Source organism: Streptomyces sp. NPDC001920 (assembly GCF_053594495.1).
Window position 1 is genome coordinate 116,593 of record NZ_JBSFEP010000010.1, and the last position, 18,112, is coordinate 134,704.

Here is an 18,112-nt window from a genome sequence, read left to right on the forward strand (position 1 = left end):
CGGCCTTGCGGCCGGCAACCTCAGAACGGCTCGAAGTCGTCGAACTCCTGCGTCGCCTCGTCCCGTTCGGCCTGCTTGTCACGTCGTCGCTGCGCCGCGGGCCGAGGCGCCTCGAAGCGATGGTCCTCGCCACGCCGCCCGAGCATCTCCGCACCGGCCGTCACCGACGGCTCCCAGTCGAAGACCACGGCGTTCTCTTCGGGCCCGATGGCCACGCCGTCACCGGAGCGGGCCCCGGCCCTCATCAACTCCTCTTCCACACCTAGGCGGTTGAGCCGGTCCGCGAGATAGCCCACGGCCTCGTCATTGTTGAAGTCGGTCTGCCGCACCCAGCGCTCGGGCTTCTCGCCACGCACCCGGAACAACGGCTCGCCGCCGACCTCCTCGCGCGTCACGGTGAACCCGGCGTCGTCGACGGCCTTCGGCCGGATGACGATCCGCGTCGCCTCTTCCTTCGGCTTCGCCGCCCGCGCCCTGCCCACCAGCTCGGCCAGCGCGAACGACAGCTCCTTCAGCCCGATGTGCGCCACCGCGGACACCTCGAAGACCCGGTATCCGCGGGCCTCCAGGTCCGGCCGCACCATCTCGGCGAGGTCCTTGCCGTCCGGTACGTCGATCTTGTTCAGGACCACGATCCGCGGCCGGTTGTCGAGGCCGCCGTACTCCCGCAGCTCCGCCTCGATGACGTCGAGGTCGGAGAGGGGGTCCCGGTCGGACTCCAGCGTCGCGGTGTCCAGGACGTGCACGAGCACACTGCACCGCTCCACGTGCCGCAGGAACTCCAGGCCCAGGCCCTTGCCCTGGCTGGCGCCCGGAATGAGGCCGGGGACGTCGGCGATGGTGTACACGGTCGAACCGGCGGTCACCACACCGAGGTTGGGCACGAGCGTCGTGAAGGGGTAGTCCGCGATCTTCGGCTTGGCGGCGCTCAGCACGGAGATCAGCGAGGACTTGCCGGCGCTCGGATAGCCGACCAGCGCCACGTCGGCGACCGTCTTCAGCTCCAGGACGATGTCCTTCAGCCCCCCGGGCTCACCGAGCAGCGCGAACCCGGGCGCCTTGCGCCGTGCCGACGCCAGCGCCGCGTTCCCGAGGCCGCCCCGGCCGCCCTGGGCGGCGACGAAGGACGTGCCGTGCCCGACCAGGTCGGCGAGCACGTTGCCCGCCTTGTCCAGCACCACCGTGCCGTCCGGCACCGGCAGCACCAGGTCCTGCCCGTCCTTGCCCGACCGGTTGCCGCCCTCGCCGGGCTTGCCGTTGGTGGCCTTGCGGTGCGGGGAGTGGTGGTAGTCGAGCAGCGTGGTGATCGACTGGTCGACGGTGAGGATCACGTCCCCGCCGCGCCCGCCGTTGCCGCCGTCGGGTCCGCCGAGCGGCTTGAACTTCTCACGGTGGACGGAGGCACAGCCGTGGCCCCCGTTACCCGCGGCGACATGCAGCTCGACGCGGTCCACGAAGGTGGTCATGGTGGGTGCCTCCAGCACTGAATACGTAGGGTTTGTCTCTTGCGTAACACGCGAAAGGCGGACCCGCCTTCCCACAGGGGAAGTGAGGTCCGCCTCGCGAAACGCTCTACCGCGCCTGAGCCCTGAGGGGGCTGCTTCAGGCGACCGGAACGATGTTCACGACCTTGCGGCCACGGCTGGTGCCGAACTCCACCGCACCGGCCTGCAGCGCGAACAGCGTGTCGTCGCCGCCACGGCCGACGCCCGCACCGGGGTGGAAGTGGGTGCCGCGCTGGCGGACCAGGATCTCACCCGCGCTGACGACCTGACCGCCGAAGCGCTTCACGCCGAGCCGCTGGGCGTTCGAGTCGCGACCGTTCCGGGTGGACGATGCGCCCTTCTTGTGTGCCATCTGTTCTCAGTCCCTTACTTCGCAGCCGTGGGGATCTCAGTGACCTTGATCGCCGTGTACTGCTGGCGGTGGCCCTGACGACGGCGGTAGCCGGTCTTGTTCTTGTAGCGCAGAATGTCGATCTTCTGGCCCTTGTGGTGGTCCACGACCTCGGCCTGGACCTTGATGCCGGCCAGCACCCACGGGTCACTGGTCACAGCGTCGCCGTCGACAACGAGCAGGGTCGAGAGCTCGACCGTGTCGCCAACCTTGGCAGTGGAAATCTTGTCAACCTCAACGATGTCGCCGACAGCAACCTTGTGCTGGCGACCACCGCTGCGCACGATGGCGTACACGCGGATCTCACTCTCTCGCTCGGGAACGGCACCCCCGCAGTCCAGCCACCCGGCACGCGGGCGGCCTCTCCGGAGCACCCGGTGCTCCGGAGGAAGAGGTTTACGGGGATGTGGCGCGTCCTATATCCGCGGACACGCCGAGGGTCAAGGTTACGGGGCCACGGCCGAGGGGGTCAAACCGGGCCGGGCCCCGCGGCTGTGCGGCCGGTCACGTGGACCGGCCGCCCAGCCAGGGGTTCAGCTCTCGTCGGTGGCGGCCGAGACCGTGGTCTTCTTCGCCGTCGACTTGGCCGCGGCCGTCTTGGCGGTCTTCGCCGCCTTCTTGGCCGTGACCTTCTTGGCAGCCGTCTTCTTGGCCGCGGTCTTCTTGGTGGCGGCCTTCTTCGCCGTCGCCTTCTTGGCCGTCTTACGGGCCGTCTTCTTGGCCGGAGCCGTCTCCTCGACGCCCTCCTGCGCGGCCGGGACCTCCTCCGCGGGAGCGGGCTCCTGCGCGGCGGTGGCCTCGGGCTGGGTCTCCGCGGCCGGGACGACCACGACGGCCGCCTCCTCGGAGGCCGTCGGCGCGGTGGCCTTGCGCACGGCACGACGCCGCGGGCGGGCCGGGGCGGCACTCTCCGCGACCGCCTCGGCCGGAGCCTGCTCGGCCTGCTCCGCCAGGGCCTGCGCCTGCGGCTCGGGCGTCGTGGACGCCGTCTCGCCGACCGTCACCACGGCGGCCTCGGCCCCCGCGGGCGACCCGGCGGGCGCCGACACCTTGCGGGTCGCGCGACGCCGCGTACGTCCCTTGGGCGCGGCCTCCTCGACGGCCGGCGCCTCGGCTGCGGGCGCCTCGGCTGCGGGCGCCTCGACGACCGCGTCCTCCACGGCCGCCGGCTCGGCCTTGGCCTCGGCTGCCGACTCCGGCTGCACCGGACGCGCGATCTCCTCCTCGACCGTCACGTCCTGAGCCGTGGCGACCGTCTCGGGCTTGCGCGGCGCACCCGCCGGAGCGGACGCGCGGCGACCGCCACGCCGACGCGAACGGCCGCCGCGCGCGACCGCGGCCTCCGCCTCGGCGACGCTGCTGTACAGCTCCTCGTCCGGCGTGAAGGCGGGCTCCGCGAGCGCGACCGGCTCGGCGACCTCGGCCGCGACCTCGGCCTCGGTCTCCGCCTCCTCCTCGGCCGTCTCGACCGGCTCGACGGCGACGGACGCCTCGTGCACCTGCTCGGGACCGGCACCGGCACGCGCCCGCTTCTTGCGCTTGCCACCACCACCGCCACCGACGGCCGTGGGCTGCTCCATGTGCACGATGACACCGCGCCCGTTGCAGTGGACGCAGGTCTCGGAGAAGGACTCCAGCAGGCCCTGGCCGACCCGCTTACGGGTCATCTGCACCAGGCCCAGCGAGGTCACTTCCGCCACCTGGTGCTTCGTCCGGTCCCGGCCCAGGCACTCCAGCAGGCGCCGCAGCACCAGGTCCCGGTTGGACTCCAGCACCATGTCGATGAAGTCGATGACGATGATGCCGCCGAGGTCGCGCAGCCGCAGCTGGCGGACGATCTCCTCGGCCGCCTCCAGGTTGTTCCTGGTGACGGTCTCCTCGAGGTTGCCGCCCTGACCGGTGAACTTGCCGGTGTTGACGTCGACGACCACCATCGCCTCGGTCCGGTCGATCACCAGCGAACCGCCGCTGGGCAGCCAGACCTTGCGGTCCAGCGCCTTGGCGAGCTGCTCGTCGATCCGGTAGGTGGCGAAGACGTCGACCTCGGAGGTCCACTTCTGCAGCCGCTCCGCCAGGTCCGGGGCCACGTGCGAGACATACCCGTGGACGGTCTCCCAGGCCTCGTCACCGCTGACGACGACCTTGGAGAAGTCCTCGTTGAAGATGTCCCGGACGACCCGGACGGTCATGTCCGGCTCGCCGTACAGCAGCGTCGGCGCGTTGCCGTTCTTGGCCTTCTTCTGGATGTCCTCCCACTGCGCCTGCAGCCGCTCGACGTCCCTGCGCAGCTCGTCCTCGCTCGCGCCCTCGGCGGCGGTGCGCACGATGACGCCCGCGTCCTCGGGGACGATCTTCTTGAGGATGGTCTTCAGACGCGCGCGCTCGGTGTCGGGCAGCTTGCGGCTGATACCGGTCATCGAGCCCTCGGGCACGTACACCAGGTAGCGGCCCGGGAGGGAGACCTGGCTGGTCAGACGGGCGCCCTTGTGCCCGATCGGGTCCTTGGTGACCTGGACGAGGACGGACTGGCCCGACTTCAGGGCGGACTCGATCCGGCGCGGGCCGTTGGCCATGCCCAGCGCCTCGAAGTTGACCTCACCGGCGTACAGGACGGCGTTGCGGCCCTTGCCGATGTCGATGAAGGCGGCCTCCATCGACGGCAGCACGTTCTGCACCTTGCCGAGGTAGACGTTGCCGACGTACGAGGTCGACTGCTCCTTGTTGACGTAGTGCTCGACGAGCACGTTGTCCTCCAGGACGCCGATCTGCGTGCGGTCGCCGTGCTGCCGGACGACCATCACGCGCTCGACGGCCTCACGCCGGGCGAGGAACTCGGCCTCGGTGATGATCGGAACGCGCCGGCGGCCCTGCTCACGTCCTTCCCGGCGGCGCTGCTTCTTGGCCTCCAGACGGGTCGAGCCCTTGATGGACTGCACCTCGTCGGACGGCTCGGCACCCTTTTCCCGCGCGGGGCGGGGCTCGCGGACCTTGACGACGGTGCGCTCGGGGTCGCCCTCGCCGGGCTCGGTGTCGACGGAGGTGTCACCGGCGCGACGGCGACGGCGACGGCGGCGACGGCTGCTGGTGCTGGACCCGGCGCCCTCCTCGCGGGCCTCGTCGTCCTCTTCCTCCTGCTCGGCGGTGTCCTCGGCGTCCTGCGCGGCCTGCTCGGCCGCGAGTTCGTCGCTGTCCGCGTCACCGCCCTCGGCGTCGCTCTCCGCGGCCTCACCGCGACGACGGCGACGGCCACCGCGCCGACGACGGCGCCGGGAGCCGGTCTCCTCGGTCTCGTCGCCCTCGGCGACGTCCTCGGCGGCCTCGTCGGCTTCCTCGGACTCGTCCTCGGCGGCGGCCTCGGTGGTCGAGGTGTCGGTGGCCGGGGCCTCGGACTCCTCACCGGACGCCCCGCCACGGCGACGGCGACGGCGACGCGATGCGCCGGCCTGCTCCTCCGTGTACTCCTCGACGTCCTCGGTCTCCGCCTCGGCGGCGGCTTCGGCGGCGGCCCGCTCGGGCGTCTGGAACTGCGGCTCGGTGAACACGGGCGCCTGGAACAGGGCCACCGCGGGCCGTGCCGGGCGCGGCGCCTCGGCGGCCTCGGAGGCGGCGGACCGAGCGGGCTCGGCGAATCCGGTGGCGGCCCGTCGCACGACCCGACGGCGACGGCGGGGGCCGGTCTCCTCGCCGGACTCGGCGGCGGGGGCCTGCGCCGGGGCGCCGACGCCGGTCACCGCGGCGGTCTCCGTGTCGATGCCGGGGGTCACGGGGGTCTCCGCCGTGATCGAAGTCTCGGCGGCAGGCGCCTCGGTGGCAACGGGCGTCTCGCTGCCGGTGCCCTCGTCGGACGCGGTCACCCGGCGCGTGGCACGCCGACGCGTACGACGCGGGGCGGCCTCCTCAGGGGCCTCGGCCTCGACGGTCTCGGCGGACGCGACGGGCTCCTCGGCGACGGCCTCGGTGCTCGCGTCGGCCACCGCGGTCTCGGCGGCGGCCGGAGCACCGGCGGGCGCGGAGGCCCGGCGCACGGCACGACGACGCGTACGACGCGGCGCCGCCTCCTCCTCCACGGACTCGGCCGCGGCGGCGGCCGGGGCGGTCTCGGGCTCCGCGACCTCAGCCGTCACCTCGGCGGCGGAGACCACGGTCTCGGCGGTCTCGGCGGTCTCGGCGGCGGCCGGAGCACCGGCGGGCGCGGAGGCCCGGCGCACGGCACGACGACGCGTACGACGCGGCGCCGCTTCCTCCTCCACGGACTCGGCCGCGGCGGCGGCCGGGGCGGCCGGGCTCGGCTCCTCGGCGACCGGAGCGGGGGTGGGCACCACGGTCTCGGCGGTCTCGGCGGCCGCCGGCGACCCGGTGGGCGCGGCAGCGCGACGCACCACGCGCCGCCGGGGACGACCGGCGGGTGCGGCCACCTCGGCGACGGCGGTCTCTTCCGCCTCGGCTGCTTCCGCTGCCTCGGTGCTCACCTCGGCCTCGACGCTCTCGTCGGGCTTCTCGGCCTCGTCGCTCAAGGCGACGTCGGCCACCTCAGCGGCCGGTATGGCCGGCTCGACCAGCTCAGCGGGCTGCGTCTCCGCGGCGGCGGGCGGTCCCGCCGGGCGGGACGAGGCGCGACGCCGCCGACGCGGCGGCAGGGTGTCGCTGGGAGTGTTCAGTTCGGAACCCTCGTTGGGTTCGGTCGGTTCGAGCATGCGGGCGTTTCTCCCGTCAGGCTCCCGGGCGCCGCGCCTGGTCCGGCGATATGCCGGTGACGTCCGCGGCTCGCGGGTTGCGCGACTGCCGCCGTCCGGGGCGCGGGCGCCGCACGGGAGCTCTCTGTGTCCTGTCTCGCCGGTTCCGTACACCGAATGCGTACGGCCTGGCGAAAGTCTTCTGGTCGGTGCGCTGCCCGACCCAGGTGGCTCCCGAGTCCGAGGGCGGCGCTTCGACGTCCGTCCCTACGCGGAACCTTCCTTACGCCGGCGCCGTCGCGGCGGCAGCGGGCGCGGCCTCGGTTGGGGCCGTCGCTGCCTCGCGGTCAGGCGCGAGCGGGTCGGTCACCGTGCCGGTCTCTTCATCGAACAGCCCCTGCGCCAGCCTGGTCACCGCTGCGGGGACCGGCGGCGCCAGGTCGGCCACGGCGCGGAGACCGGACAGGACGTCGTCGGGTCGTACGGCAGGCGTCACGTGCCGAACAACCAGCCGCAGTATCGCACAGGGCTGGTCGGTCGGCCTATCAGCCCGCGAACTGTGCGTCTCTGTTCCGTCGGTGCTGTGCAGGCTTTCCAGGTGGACGACCGCCGGGCGGGCGTCGAAGGTCCGCACGCCGTTCTTGGTCATGCGCTGCACCTCGACGGCGTCGGCGGTGGTGAAGGCGTCGACCGCGCGCTGGGCGTCGGCCGGGTCCACACCGTCGAGCCGCAGCTCCCAGACGGACGCCGTGAGCCGGTCCGCGAGCCCGGAGGTACGGGCCTCGACCGCCTCGATGACGTCGAGCCCGGCGGGCAGCGACTCGTCGAGAAGCACTCTCAGCTGCTCGGGATCGCGCGCCTCGGTGAGCGCGATCTCGAGGTACTCCGCCTCACTGCCCGTGCCGGTGGGTGCGGCATTGGCGTACGACACCTTCGGATGCGGCGTGAACCCCGCCGAGTACGCCATCGGCACCTCGGCACGGCGCAGCGCACGCTCGAAGGCGCGCTGGAAGTCACGGTGGCTGGTGAACCGGAGGCGGCCGCGCTTGGTGTAGCGCAGTCGGATGCGCTGCACCGCGGGTGCGGGCGGCGGGCCTTCGGGCTGTCGCTTGCCCAGTGTCGTTCAGTCCTTCGTGAGAGCGGTCGTACTGCTACCAAGAGTACGTGTCTCGCGGCCCGGAGGTTCCCGCCGGGCCACCGCTTGCCGTCGCTTCGGCTCCCCGAACAGCATCCGCCGGAAGTCGGCACGCGCCTGTCGTGCGGATTCCCGGGCGGCGGCGAGGGCCTGCCGACCGGCCCGCCCCACGCTGCGGGCGGCCTCGGCGACGGGCCGCAGCACGGCGTCGCGGACCGCGTGCCCGATCGGTGTGAGCACCGTCCGGTACACCCACCGCACCGGCTCGACGAAGATCCACCGGAAGAGGGCGGCGAGGAACCGGCCGACGGCGAGCGAGATCCGTCCGGCGACCCGCCACGCGTGCCCCAGCGCGTCCAGGGTCTCCCTGCCGACGACGGCGAGCGCGCGGCCGACGGGCGCGAGGACCCACCGGTACAGCCCCACCGCGGGCAGCACGAACAGCACGCGCCCGGTCCAGTACAGGGCGACCGCGACACCGGTCGCGACCGCCCCCACGCCCCGGGCGAGGCCCCGGAGGCACCACATGACGGCCCGCCCGGCCGGCGCGAGGATCCACTCGTACACCCACAGGGCAGGGACGACGACGAGGTACCGCACCAGCCAGGCCACCGCGCCGAACATCCCGAGCCCGAGGGCGCCGAGCACCGCGCCGATCCCCTTCAGCACCCATGTCACCGCATGTCCGACCGGCGTGAGGACGCGCGCGTACAGCCACTGCGACCCGGCCCGGATCCCGCGCCCCAGCCACGCGAAGCCGTACCCGACGCCGCGGGCCACCCAGGCGCAGGCGTGCCCCAGGGGAGTCAGCACGTACCGGTACAGCCACCCGGCGGGCACGACGACGAGGACGTTCCCCAGCCAGGCGAGCCCCTTCGCCAGGGGCACGACGGCATACCGCCACACCCCCACGAACGGCCACACGAACACCGCGCGCATCAGCCACAGCGACGCCCGGCCCAGCGGCCGCCCCACCGTGTCGTTCAGGAACCGCCCGCTCACCACGAGCGCGTCCCACACCATCCGCACCGGCACCACCAGCACGAGGACGACGATCCGCACGGGGACGCGGATCGCCACGACCAGGCACCCCTCGGGGTCCTGGCGCTGCTGCGGTGGCGGCTTTTCGAGATCCATACCCTCGTAGACGCTGGAACGGCGTGGCCGGATGCGGACGGCTGGAACACGGTCGATCACGTGCGGCCTGCCCGGATCCGGATCCCGCGCCGCCGCGGGCGGCAGCCGGTGCGGTGCCCTGGGTCAGGACGACCCTTCACCCCTGTTTCGACGGTTCTCTATGTTGACGCTCCTCGATTCAAGGCGCACTGTGGCATCAACGAACGTCAATGCAAGCCGTTCAAGGCACCATCACATCCAGTCCTGCGGGAGGGTGTCATGTCCGATCCGTCCACCGACCTGCGTGAAACCGTGCGCCGGCACTACGCAGCGGCCGCCGTTCAGGTCACCGAAGGCAAATCCGCCTGCTGCGGGCCGCGGCCCGTCGAGGTCGACGAGAACTTCGGCTCCGCCCTGTACGCCGCCACCGAGCGGGACACCCTTCCCGCCGAAGCGGTGGCAGCCTCGCTCGGCTGCGGCAACCCCACCGCCGTCGCCGACCTCCGCCCGGGCGAACGCGTCCTCGACCTCGGCTCGGGCGGCGGCATCGACGTCCTGCTCAGCGCCCGCAGGGTCGGCCCCACCGGCAGGGCCTACGGCCTCGACATGACGGACGAGATGCTCGAACTCGCCCTGACCAACGCGGCCGAGGCCGGGGTCACCAACGTGGAGTTCCTCAAAGGCACGATCGAGGCGATCCCGCTGCCCTCGAACACCGTCGACGTCGTGATCTCGAACTGCGTGATCAACCTCTCCACCGACAAGCCCTCCGTGTTCGCCGAGACCTTCCGCGTATTGCGGCCGGGCGGCCGGATCGGCGTGACGGACGTGGTCGCCGACGACGCCCTGACCCCCGCGGAGCGCGCGCGACGCGGTGACCACGTGGGCTGCATCGCCGGGGCCCTGTCCTTCACGGAGTACCGCGAGGGCCTTGAGGCGGCCGGATTCACCGATGCCGAGATCACCCCGACACACCCGGTCGCCGACGGCATGCACTCGGCGATCGTGCGCGCGGTCAAGCCCGCTCCCGCCGCCGGGACCGCCGACGAGAGCCGCGGCGCCACCTGAGGCCCCCCGGGCGGGGCGTGGCCGTGCAGGAGGGCCGCGACGCCTGGCAGGGCAAGGGCTGCTGCGCGCCCACCGCGCACCCCGTCGACGACGTTCGCGCGGACGCCCCGCGGCGGATGCCTGTGGTTGCCGTCCGGGCCGCTCGCGCTGTTCATGAACCGCCCTGCCTCACCCGCCGCGGGTGATCACGCGGACGCCGGCACCACGTGGTCGTCACCGTCCCGCTGCGGCGGCGTACCGGCAGGCGTACCGATCGGCGCGGACGACCGCCCGGACACCGCGGAACCGGGCGTGCCCCGACCGCGACGCCGTACGCACGCCGCCACCCGCTCCGGCCCACTTCACCCGGCACGGGTGATCACACCTCCCCCGCGGCCTCACACGCTGAGAGATGCGGAGCCCGGCGCTCCAAGCGCCCGAACCCCCGCGACACGAGATCACCGAAGCAGTGAGGAAGCGACCATGACGACGACCCACCACCGCTCGACCAGGACGGAAGCCGCCGCCGGCGGCCTGGTGACGTTCGCCGGCGTTCTGCTGTTCCTCGCCGGGATCCTGGATCTCTTCCGGGGCATCATGGCGATCGCCGACGACGACGTGTACGTGTCCACCCCCAACTACATCTTCAAGTTCGACCTGACCAGCTGGGGCTGGATCCAGCTGGCCCTCGGAGTGATCGCCATGGCCGTGAGCGCGGGTCTCTTCACACGCGCCACCTGGGCCCGGGTCGCCGGTGTGGGCATCGCGGCACTGCTGATCATCGCCAACTTCCTGTCGATCCCCTACTACCCCGTCTGGTCGCTCACCCTCATCGCGATGTACGCCTTCGTCATCTGGGCGCTGTGCGTCGTACGCCGCGAACCTTGACGCGGACCTCGGCAACCGCTGTCCGCGAGCGAAGGACACGGCCCCGAGAGCGCCAAGGGCACACCGTGTCCCGGCAGTTGTCGGGCACCGGCGACCGGTCACGGATACCGTGGACGCTGAGCCCGCTGTGACGCTGGTCGCTGGGGCGTGCCAACGGCCCGAAGGGGGGACTGCCGGATGGTCGAACTGGCTCCGGAGGACAGGACGGCGCTGATCACCGTACTGAAGGAGTTACCGGAGTTCGCCCGCGAGGTCGACCGGGGCGAGTTCGTACGGAACGCGGGGCTGGCGCCGCTCGCCACCCATGTCGACCTCAGTGGTTCGCCGTACGTGGCGGCGAGCAGGCTGGTGACCCACGCTCTCGCGTACGGACGAATCTCCCCGGAACACGAGGCACTCGGGCGCATCGTCAACGAGCTGACCCTGCTCGTGGGCGTCGAGCAGCGCACCCTCCTCACCGGAATCCTCGATCGCTACGGCCTCATGGTTCCGGTGGCGGCCCGACCCGAGCCGAGAGGAACCCTGAGCGACCGGGATGTGACCCGGTTCCAGGAGAAGATCATCGGCGAGAACACGCTGCGGCCGGTCTCCTTCCTGACCGAAGGTCTGCGTGCCGCGGCCGCCGTCGCGTACATCGAGACCAGGGTGGGACCCCGCATCTGGTCGGGCACGGGCTTCCTCGTCGCCCCCGGCCTCCTGCTGACGAACCACCACGTCATCGGTGACGAGGAGCAGTTACGCGGATCCGTCTTCCGTTTCGGCTTCGAGGACGACGCCGAGGGCCGCCCCCGACCGGTCAGCGAGTACCGGGCAGCCGAGGGCGGCCTGTTGCACACGAGTCCGGGCGACGAACTGGACTACTCCCTCATCGCGATCGACGGGCAGCCCGGGCGGGAGTGGGGGTGGCTGAGCGCGTCGAAGACGGCACCACGGACCGGGGACCGGGTCAACATCGTGCAGCATCCGGCCGGGCAGCCCAAGCAGGTCGCGCTGCAGCACAACCGGATCGCCTATCAGGGCGGGGACGTCGTCCAGTACCTGACGTCCACACTCCCCGGCTCCTCGGGCTCCCCGGTACTGGACGACCACTGGCAGGTGGTGGCGATCCACCACAGTGGAGGCAGGATTCCCGAGCCGACGACCGGCCGGTTCTTCTACCGCAACGAGGGCATCCTGCTCTCGAGTGTGCTCGACCACCTTCCCGGCGAGCTGCGCCGGCAGACCGGCGTTCCCGCCTTCGTCCCAGGGGGCCTTGGATGACGACCATCTTCCCGCGTGACTTCGACTGTCCCAACTGCGGTACGACATTCCAGTCCTACGTCACCGGCAGCACCAACAACCTGGGCGGCGTCACCACCGACTTCCGGCAGATCGCGGGCGGTTCCCAGCCGGACAGGGGCTTCATCCACACCTGCGACAACTGCGGGTTCACCGGCGGCAGCGACGCTTTCCAGGGCAGCGTGGACGAGAAGGTGTCCCGGCTCATCGCCGAGCGCATCACACCCCTGGTACGCGACGAGCGTTCCTCGGCCTCCCGCCGCTTCGAGTACGCCGCGTGGATCGCCAAATGGCGGGGCCTCGACTCGGACGTCATCGGAAGCCTGTACTTACGGGCCGCCTGGGCGTGGGGCGACGAACCGGAGGTGGAGAGCGCCGAGGGCCAGGACTACCTGCGCCGGCAGGCGATCGAGCACTTCGAGAGGGCGGTCGAGGAGAACTCCGTCACCGGTGAGCACGCCCAGACCATCAAGTACCTGATCGGCGAGCAGTACCGCAGGGTCGGTGAACCCGAGACGGCGGCACTCTGGTACGACCGCGTGGTCGCGGAAGCCGGGCACGACCCGGAGCAGCGCAGGCTCGCCGACCTCGCCCTGCAGCAGAAGACCCACCCCGAGGAGTTCCTCCGCTGAGATGACCGACCCGCACCACCGAGCCGTACCGGGCCGAATACGCCAGCAGGCACAGCGCCTGCTGCGCCGTGTCCCGGGCATCGACAGACCCGGCCTGCGCCAAGCCCTGCTCCAGGACGCCGCGTTCGACACGGACCTGCTCGACAGCATTCCCGTGGACGGCTCGACCATCGAGTTCTGCGCCGTGGTCGTGGACCGTTGCGCCCGCCACCACCATCCACCCGGCACCGAGCCCCCGCTGGTGTCGGTTCTGCGCGCCGCCACCGAACTGGTCGGGTCCCCGCTCGACAGCGAACTTCTCACACTGGCACGGCAGATCACGGCCATCGCCGCCTCGGACGCGTCCGAGGACCGCACGCTGGACGACTTCCTCGACGAACTCGGCCTCGACCGCCACGCGGAGGCCAGTCCGTACGCACAGCTCACCTCCGTGTTCGTGCCTCCCCAGCAGTACGACGACATCGTCGCCATCCTCGAACGCCATCACGTCGTCTTCATCGTGGGCGATCCGCACGTCGGCAAGACCTTCACGGCCGTCGAACTGCTGTGGAGGCTCTACTCGCGGTCCGGGTTCTCTCCCAGCTGGGTGAACTCCCAGCAGCTCAGTCTGACGCTGAGCACCGCACCGGGCCGGTTCGAGGACCGGCTCGCCAAGCTCTTCCCGAACGACCACGCCATATATCTGGAGGACCCCTTCGGCGCGACGGTGCCCGTCGACATGCCGGAGTTCGTCACCAACCTACGGCGGTTCCTGGACCTGGTGGCCGCCAGGAGGTGCCGGATCGTCATCACGTCACGCTCCGCCGTCTTCGACAAGGTGATCATCGACTCGTTCGCCGAGTACACGATCACCCTGAGCCAGCGACTCGCGGTGGAGACCGCGTACACCACCGACCAGTTGAAGATGATCGCCGAGCGGTACGTCGCCTGCTACCGCCCGCGCTGGACTCCCGTGTCGCCGTCCGTCATCACACGCATCACCGACGCCCTGCCCGTACCGCACAACGTCGAACTGTTCATCCGCAACACCCGGGACATCCCGGACGTCGAAGAAGCCCTGACACGGCTGCCCGGATACCGGGACATCTCCTCGGAATTCGGCCGGCAGGTCCGGCTTCTGCCCCTGGTGGAACAGGCATTCCTGTACCTCGTCGCCACCTTGTCCTCGGAGCACGTCGACCGGGAGACGGTCCGCCGGCTCTTCGACGCCGCGGTCCGGGACGGCGACCTCGGGCCCGTGGGGATCACGTCCTTCGACATGGCCCTCGACGCGGTGAGCGACTACATCCTGTGGCACGGCACCCTGACCGGCGGATACCTCGCCCTGCGGCATCCCAGCATCGAGGAAGGACTCGACCGCTGCGTCCGCGCCGACCCGCAGCTCACCGAGGTCGTCCGCCGGCTGGTGCGACGGATGGCCGACAGCGCCAGCGTCGGGGTGCGCAGCTCCGCCCTGCAGGGCTTCCTGCGGCATGCCGACATCATGTGGACCGCCCCCTGGGGCCAGCGCATCTTCCGGGAGTTCCTGGACGCTTCCGACGTGGCGATCCGCCAGGCCGCACGGAACCGGCTGATCTCCGACTTCAAAAAGGTGCCCGCACCGGCGCGCGTACCGCTGCTCGAGTACATCGAGGCGACGTGGAACGAGCGCTATCTGCTGCGGCTGGTGCTGATCGCCCCCGTCGCCGAACCCTGGCGGGAACGCATTCTCGGACGGCTGCTGGTCACCTGGGACGACTGGGTCCGGTTCCGGGTCGCCCGCAACCTGGCCCACCTGTTCAAGGACCCCGCGAACGACCCGGCGGTCCGCCGGCTGCTGACCGACCCGACACGACAGATCGCCAGGGCCGCCGGCGTGGAACTCGTGAACGTACTCGCCCGACGCCCCACCGCCCGCGACTGGCAGGCGATCAGACTGCTGCGCGACACCGGCCTGGCGACGACCTCGCCCGAGATCGCCCACCAGATCGACGCCCTGCTCAACGCCGCCCGCGCCACCTCTTCCGAGATACCCGCGGACCTGCTCCCCCTCCTCCTGCCCCACCCACCGGACCCCGGCCACCCCACCACCCAGGCCCCGAGCGGACCGAGGCCCGCCTAGCGCAGATCCTCCTCACAGCGGGGCGTCCAGAAGCCGCGCCCCCCTCTCCGCCCGGCGGCCCACGACCGTATGCTCACCTGGACTTTGCTGGTGGTTCAGGGGCTACAGCACCGGTGCGGCGACGCTCGTCTGCGAGATGAAGAAGCCGTAGCCACCGCACGCCGGCCCGGGGCCCGTCAGCCAGGCGGGTTTCGGGCAGCGGCGCGCTCAGTGGACGGGGTGCCAGTGCTCCGACGCATCGTCCAGCAGAGGAGCCTCGGGGTCGTCCCAGATCAGGCAGCCCCACACCAGGCCGGGCACATCGGGGCCCATGGCGTCGGCCGGCCCCTCGGTGAGCGTGCGGTGAACGGCCTCGAGACAGGCGGCGATCGACGGATACCCGGGCTTGTCGCACGCGAGATCGTCCGGCAGCGACCAGGAGCCGACGCCGTCCTCGCCCACGTAGAGCCCCGACTCGGGTCCTGCCTCGTCGCCGGTCAGCCAAGGCACCACCGCGGAGCCCCACATGTCGCCGCGCCCGACCTCCGGCAGCCGCGGCCGGAGCGCATCCTCCGGACCGAGCAGAACCCCGCCCGGCAGGAACGCCCCCGAACCGACCTCGCCCGCTTCCTCATTGGCCTCGATGTACTGGTGCTCCACACCGCCGCACAGCCGCCACAGCGCCGCCAGTTCCGTGGGCAGCCCGAACCCGAGGGCACGCCTCAGGCGGGAGTCGGCCGCGGCGATCTCCTCCTCCGTCGCAGGCGCGAGGAGAGAAGCGTGGGAGACGGGCGCATGCTCGGCGAGCCAGCCGGTCACCTTCCGCCAGGCAGCCGCGACCCGATCGGCCTCACCGGTGCGCTGAACAGACATTCGCCCACCGTAGCCGCCGCGTCCTGAGCGGCCGAAGGGTTCGGACCCACTCCACCTCGGAGACGATCCGCGACGATCTGCGACGCACCTTCAGGAGCCGGCAGCGGAGGGAGTGACCACCAGGCGCCGGCGCAGCGTTCTTGACCGCCAGAACGGAGGGGTTCGTCGCTCGAAGATCGTCCTCGGCAGCGACGCGAAGCCGATCCGCGTGGCAGACCCGATCTTCACCGAGGAGGAGTTCCAGAGCCTCCAGGAGGCACTCGACCGCCGAGGGAGGAACCAGCCCACACGGCGCCCCGACGGAGCGACGAAGTTCCTCGGTGTCCTGATCTGCCACGACTGCCGCTCGAACATGACCGTGCAGAAGAACCGCGTCGAAGACCGGACGTACTCGTACCTGCGGTGCGGCAAGTGCAAGGCCGGAGGCCACGGAGCCCCGAACCCTGACGACATCTACGCCAAGCTCGTCGAGGACGTCTTGAGGGTCCTCGGGGACGAGCCGGTCATGACGCGCGAGTACCGGCAGGGCGCTGAGGCCCGCAAGGAGCTCCAGCACCTGGAACAGTCCATCAGCTACTACATGACTGGGCTTGAGCCCGGAGGCCGCTTCACGAAGACACGTTTCACCAAGGAGAAGGCCGAGAAGACGCTGGACGACCTCATCAAGCAACTGGAGGCCATCGACCCGGAGTCGACGAAGGACCGATGGGTGGCCGTGCACAACGGCAAGACCTTTCGCGCTCATTGGGAAGAGGGCGGCATGGAGGCCATGGCCGCCGATCTACTGCGGGTCGGCGTGAAGTGCGTGGTCGAGCGAACAAGGGTGAAGGGCGTACGTGCCCCGCGTATCCACATGAAGCTGATGATCCCCAAGGACGTGCGGGATCGTCTGATACTGAAGCAGGACGATTTCGCGGAAGCATTCTGACGCCGCCCTGCTGACACCTGGCAGTGACGGCATGCGGCGCGAGCGATTGGAATGCCGTTCGCGGAGACAGCAGGCCAATGCAGCAGTCCGCTACTTGGGCGACCTACTCGACGGACAGCAGTCCTCATATCGTTCGAGGATGGAGTGGATGGCCCTCGCCAGCACCATAGTCGGCGGTGCAATCGCCACCGTCTCCGCTGGCTATCTTGATCGTCGGCGTTGGAAGCGTGACCAGGTTGACCAGCAGACTGAGGCGCGTCGAGTCCTCTATGGCACCTACCTCGCCACCCTGTCCCAGGCCAGGCTTGTGTTCAGTCGCCTAGCCAGAGACCCCAACGTCTCTGCCGGGGAGCGCAGGCAGGCAGCCTGGGACGCCTTCGACCCATGCTCCGGACTGCGGCACCAGATGACGATATCCGCACCCACGACGGTCGTGGAGCCAGCCGAAGACGTGTACCGGAGGCTCCGCGACCTTCGAAATGCGGTTACCGAAGGGCTCCTGCTTGCAGACCCCGACTACGCAGAACATCGGGCACGATATGACGCTGCGCTGCGCGCCTTACGCACCGCCATGCGCAATGATCTCGGTGTTGACACGTAGCTAGCTCCTGCGGGGCCGTCCACCCGTCAGCGATCACGATCTCACTTTCGATCAGACTCGGAGCTTTGTCGACGTCGTTCCGAGGCTGCAACAGGCGCCCGGACTGCCACGGCTCACGTTTCGAAGGCACGGCTATCGGCACCACTCCCCCTCGTGTTGCTTCCCCTCAGCGGCGAGCCGTCGAGACTCTGCGAGGTATTCGGCGATTCCGACCGCGATGAGCCCCGCGCCGGGGGGTGTGTCCGGAGCCGACGTAGCGCCAGTGGCGATTGGTGATCAAAGCGGAGAGGTCGTCCGTGTTGCCGTGGCCCCATGTGGTGGGCGCGTTCGGCGCGCACCACTGCGTAGGTGGTGGAGTACGCCCGAGATCTGGTGAGGATGTGGCCCCGGTAGCCGAGGGTGTGAGTCCAGGTGCGGAGGCGAAGTCACTCGTACTCGGGTAGGCCACCAAGTTGCAGCAGGTGCGCATGAGGGTGCGGACGTGCTTGCTCACCGACGCAAAGCCGATGTCGTGCCACGTCGTGGGCCGATGGTCGGTGCCGGCGCCTGTCTCGCTGGCTCCCTTGGTGACGTACTTCGCGACGTACGCAGCCACCGCGTCGTCATCGGGTCCGTCGCCGTCTGCTCGCAACGGACGAACGTCCAGTTGGGTGCCCCAGCGCAGCACTACCTCACCAACGGCCGGACTGTAGGGCGTGCGGACCCGGACCCGCCGCGCGGATGCCCGTACTGCGTCGGTCAGGCAGTCGGCGGTACCCCACGTCGGGGGTCCGTCGGTGGGTCCGGCCGGGCCGTCGAGGCGGACGATGGCGTGTACGTGGGCGGTCGCGCTTCAAGTTGCCAAAGCGATCAGGCCGGATCGTTCGGGCAGGTCACCACTCACCCGACCTTCACGACGCAGCCGCACCGTGCAAGGACGTCATCGAGCACCGACACCATTGAGCCCCCTCCGCGTCGAAGGGGGC

The 18,112-nt window shown here is 70.8% G+C and carries 14 protein-coding genes and 2 pseudogenes; 7 read left to right on the top strand and 9 right to left on the bottom strand.

Going from position 1 to position 18,112, the window contains the following annotated elements; translation table 11 throughout:
- Positions 1-20: 20 nt before the first annotated feature.
- The 6 genes from obgE to ACWCPI_RS18675 all read right to left on the bottom strand — a co-directional run bounded on the left by obgE (position 21) and on the right by ACWCPI_RS18675 (position 8,841).
- Positions 21-1,466: a GTPase ObgE gene (obgE, locus tag ACWCPI_RS18650; protein ID WP_451039143.1), complete on the bottom strand. Its 1,446-nt coding sequence runs from the start codon at positions 1,464-1,466 to the stop codon at positions 21-23.
- Positions 1,467-1,602: 136 nt separating this feature from the next.
- Positions 1,603-1,857, bottom strand: coding sequence for a 50S ribosomal protein L27 (gene rpmA / locus ACWCPI_RS18655; RefSeq protein WP_004988181.1), 255 nt, complete (start codon positions 1,855-1,857; stop codon positions 1,603-1,605).
- Positions 1,858-1,871: 14 nt separating this feature from the next.
- Positions 1,872-2,192, bottom strand: a complete 321-nt coding sequence (gene rplU / locus ACWCPI_RS18660) for a 50S ribosomal protein L21 (protein WP_003990208.1) — start codon at positions 2,190-2,192, stop codon at positions 1,872-1,874.
- Between the two features lie 237 nt (positions 2,193-2,429).
- Entirely contained in the window at positions 2,430-6,590 is a 4,161-nt protein-coding gene (locus ACWCPI_RS18665) for an Rne/Rng family ribonuclease (RefSeq protein WP_451039144.1), read from the bottom strand.
- A 262-nt stretch (positions 6,591-6,852) separates the two neighbouring features.
- Positions 6,853-7,644 (bottom strand): TIGR03936 family radical SAM-associated protein, encoded by a 792-nt coding sequence (locus tag ACWCPI_RS18670; RefSeq protein ID WP_451039145.1) that lies wholly within the window; start codon positions 7,642-7,644, stop codon positions 6,853-6,855.
- Between the two features lie 48 nt (positions 7,645-7,692).
- On the bottom strand, positions 7,693-8,841 hold the full coding sequence (locus tag ACWCPI_RS18675; RefSeq protein WP_451039146.1) for a hypothetical protein: 1,149 nt from the start codon (positions 8,839-8,841) through the stop codon (positions 7,693-7,695).
- Between the two features lie 258 nt (positions 8,842-9,099).
- On the opposite strand from ACWCPI_RS18675, the gene arsM reads away from it, so the two are divergent.
- From arsM to ACWCPI_RS18700, 5 genes are all read left to right on the top strand, one after another.
- A complete protein-coding gene (gene arsM, locus ACWCPI_RS18680) occupies positions 9,100-9,888 on the top strand; it encodes an arsenite methyltransferase (RefSeq protein ID WP_451039147.1) in 789 nt (262 codons plus the stop codon).
- Between the two features lie 462 nt (positions 9,889-10,350).
- Positions 10,351-10,755 carry a DUF7144 family membrane protein gene (locus ACWCPI_RS18685; protein WP_388799236.1) on the top strand — a complete coding sequence of 135 codons (405 nt, stop codon included), beginning with the start codon at positions 10,351-10,353 and terminating at the stop codon, positions 10,753-10,755.
- A 177-nt stretch (positions 10,756-10,932) separates the two neighbouring features.
- Positions 10,933-12,015 carry a trypsin-like peptidase domain-containing protein gene (locus tag ACWCPI_RS18690; protein ID WP_451039148.1) on the top strand — a complete coding sequence of 361 codons (1,083 nt, stop codon included), beginning with the start codon at positions 10,933-10,935 and terminating at the stop codon, positions 12,013-12,015.
- On the top strand, positions 12,012-12,665 hold the full coding sequence (locus ACWCPI_RS18695; RefSeq protein WP_451039149.1) for a DUF2225 domain-containing protein: 654 nt from the start codon (positions 12,012-12,014) through the stop codon (positions 12,663-12,665). The genes ACWCPI_RS18690 and ACWCPI_RS18695 overlap by 4 nt, the downstream gene beginning before the upstream one ends.
- A gap of 1 nt (position 12,666) precedes the next feature.
- Positions 12,667-14,766, top strand: coding sequence for an nSTAND3 domain-containing NTPase (locus ACWCPI_RS18700; RefSeq protein ID WP_451039150.1), 2,100 nt, complete (start codon positions 12,667-12,669; stop codon positions 14,764-14,766).
- A 207-nt stretch (positions 14,767-14,973) separates the two neighbouring features.
- Here ACWCPI_RS18700 and ACWCPI_RS18705 read toward each other — a convergent pair whose 3' ends face one another.
- Positions 14,974-15,618 carry a hypothetical protein gene (locus ACWCPI_RS18705; protein WP_451039151.1) on the bottom strand — a complete coding sequence of 215 codons (645 nt, stop codon included), beginning with the start codon at positions 15,616-15,618 and terminating at the stop codon, positions 14,974-14,976.
- 136 nt (positions 15,619-15,754) lie between these two features.
- Between ACWCPI_RS18705 and ACWCPI_RS18710 the strand changes: the two are divergent.
- Positions 15,755-16,546, top strand: a pseudogene (locus tag ACWCPI_RS18710) (zinc ribbon domain-containing protein); the annotation flags it as partial.
- A 139-nt stretch (positions 16,547-16,685) separates the two neighbouring features.
- Positions 16,686-17,147: a hypothetical protein gene (locus ACWCPI_RS18715; RefSeq protein WP_451039152.1), complete on the top strand. Its 462-nt coding sequence runs from the start codon at positions 16,686-16,688 to the stop codon at positions 17,145-17,147.
- A gap of 113 nt (positions 17,148-17,260) precedes the next feature.
- On the opposite strand, the gene ACWCPI_RS18720 is transcribed toward ACWCPI_RS18715, so the two are convergent.
- Together ACWCPI_RS18720 and ACWCPI_RS18725 are read right to left on the bottom strand one after the other, a co-directional pair.
- Complete coding sequence (locus ACWCPI_RS18720) at positions 17,261-17,527, bottom strand: hypothetical protein (RefSeq protein WP_451039308.1); 267 nt, start codon at positions 17,525-17,527, stop codon at positions 17,261-17,263.
- A 104-nt stretch (positions 17,528-17,631) separates the two neighbouring features.
- A pseudogene (locus tag ACWCPI_RS18725) lies at positions 17,632-17,955 on the bottom strand (replication initiator); the annotation flags it as partial.
- Positions 17,956-18,112 lie beyond the last annotated feature (157 nt).

Bases quoted from the DNA above. Each gene is read 5' to 3' on its own strand.
- obgE (WP_451039143.1), bottom strand. From the start codon at position 1,466: ATGACCACCTTCGTGGACCGCGTCGAGCTGCATGTCGCCGCGGGTAAC.
- rpmA (WP_004988181.1), bottom strand. From the start codon at position 1,857: ATGGCACACAAGAAGGGCGCATCGTCCACCCGGAACGGTCGCGACTCG.
- ACWCPI_RS18665 (WP_451039144.1), bottom strand. From the start codon at position 6,590: ATGCTCGAACCGACCGAACCCAACGAGGGTTCCGAACTGAACACTCCC.
- ACWCPI_RS18675 (WP_451039146.1), bottom strand. From the start codon at position 8,841: ATGGATCTCGAAAAGCCGCCACCGCAGCAGCGCCAGGACCCCGAGGGG.
- arsM (WP_451039147.1), top strand. From the start codon at position 9,100: ATGTCCGATCCGTCCACCGACCTGCGTGAAACCGTGCGCCGGCACTAC.
- ACWCPI_RS18685 (WP_388799236.1), top strand. From the start codon at position 10,351: ATGACGACGACCCACCACCGCTCGACCAGGACGGAAGCCGCCGCCGGC.
- ACWCPI_RS18690 (WP_451039148.1), top strand. From the start codon at position 10,933: ATGGTCGAACTGGCTCCGGAGGACAGGACGGCGCTGATCACCGTACTG.
- ACWCPI_RS18695 (WP_451039149.1), top strand. From the start codon at position 12,012: ATGACGACCATCTTCCCGCGTGACTTCGACTGTCCCAACTGCGGTACG.
- ACWCPI_RS18700 (WP_451039150.1), top strand. From the start codon at position 12,667: ATGACCGACCCGCACCACCGAGCCGTACCGGGCCGAATACGCCAGCAG.
- ACWCPI_RS18705 (WP_451039151.1), bottom strand. From the start codon at position 15,618: ATGTCTGTTCAGCGCACCGGTGAGGCCGATCGGGTCGCGGCTGCCTGG.
- ACWCPI_RS18715 (WP_451039152.1), top strand. From the start codon at position 16,686: ATGGAGTGGATGGCCCTCGCCAGCACCATAGTCGGCGGTGCAATCGCC.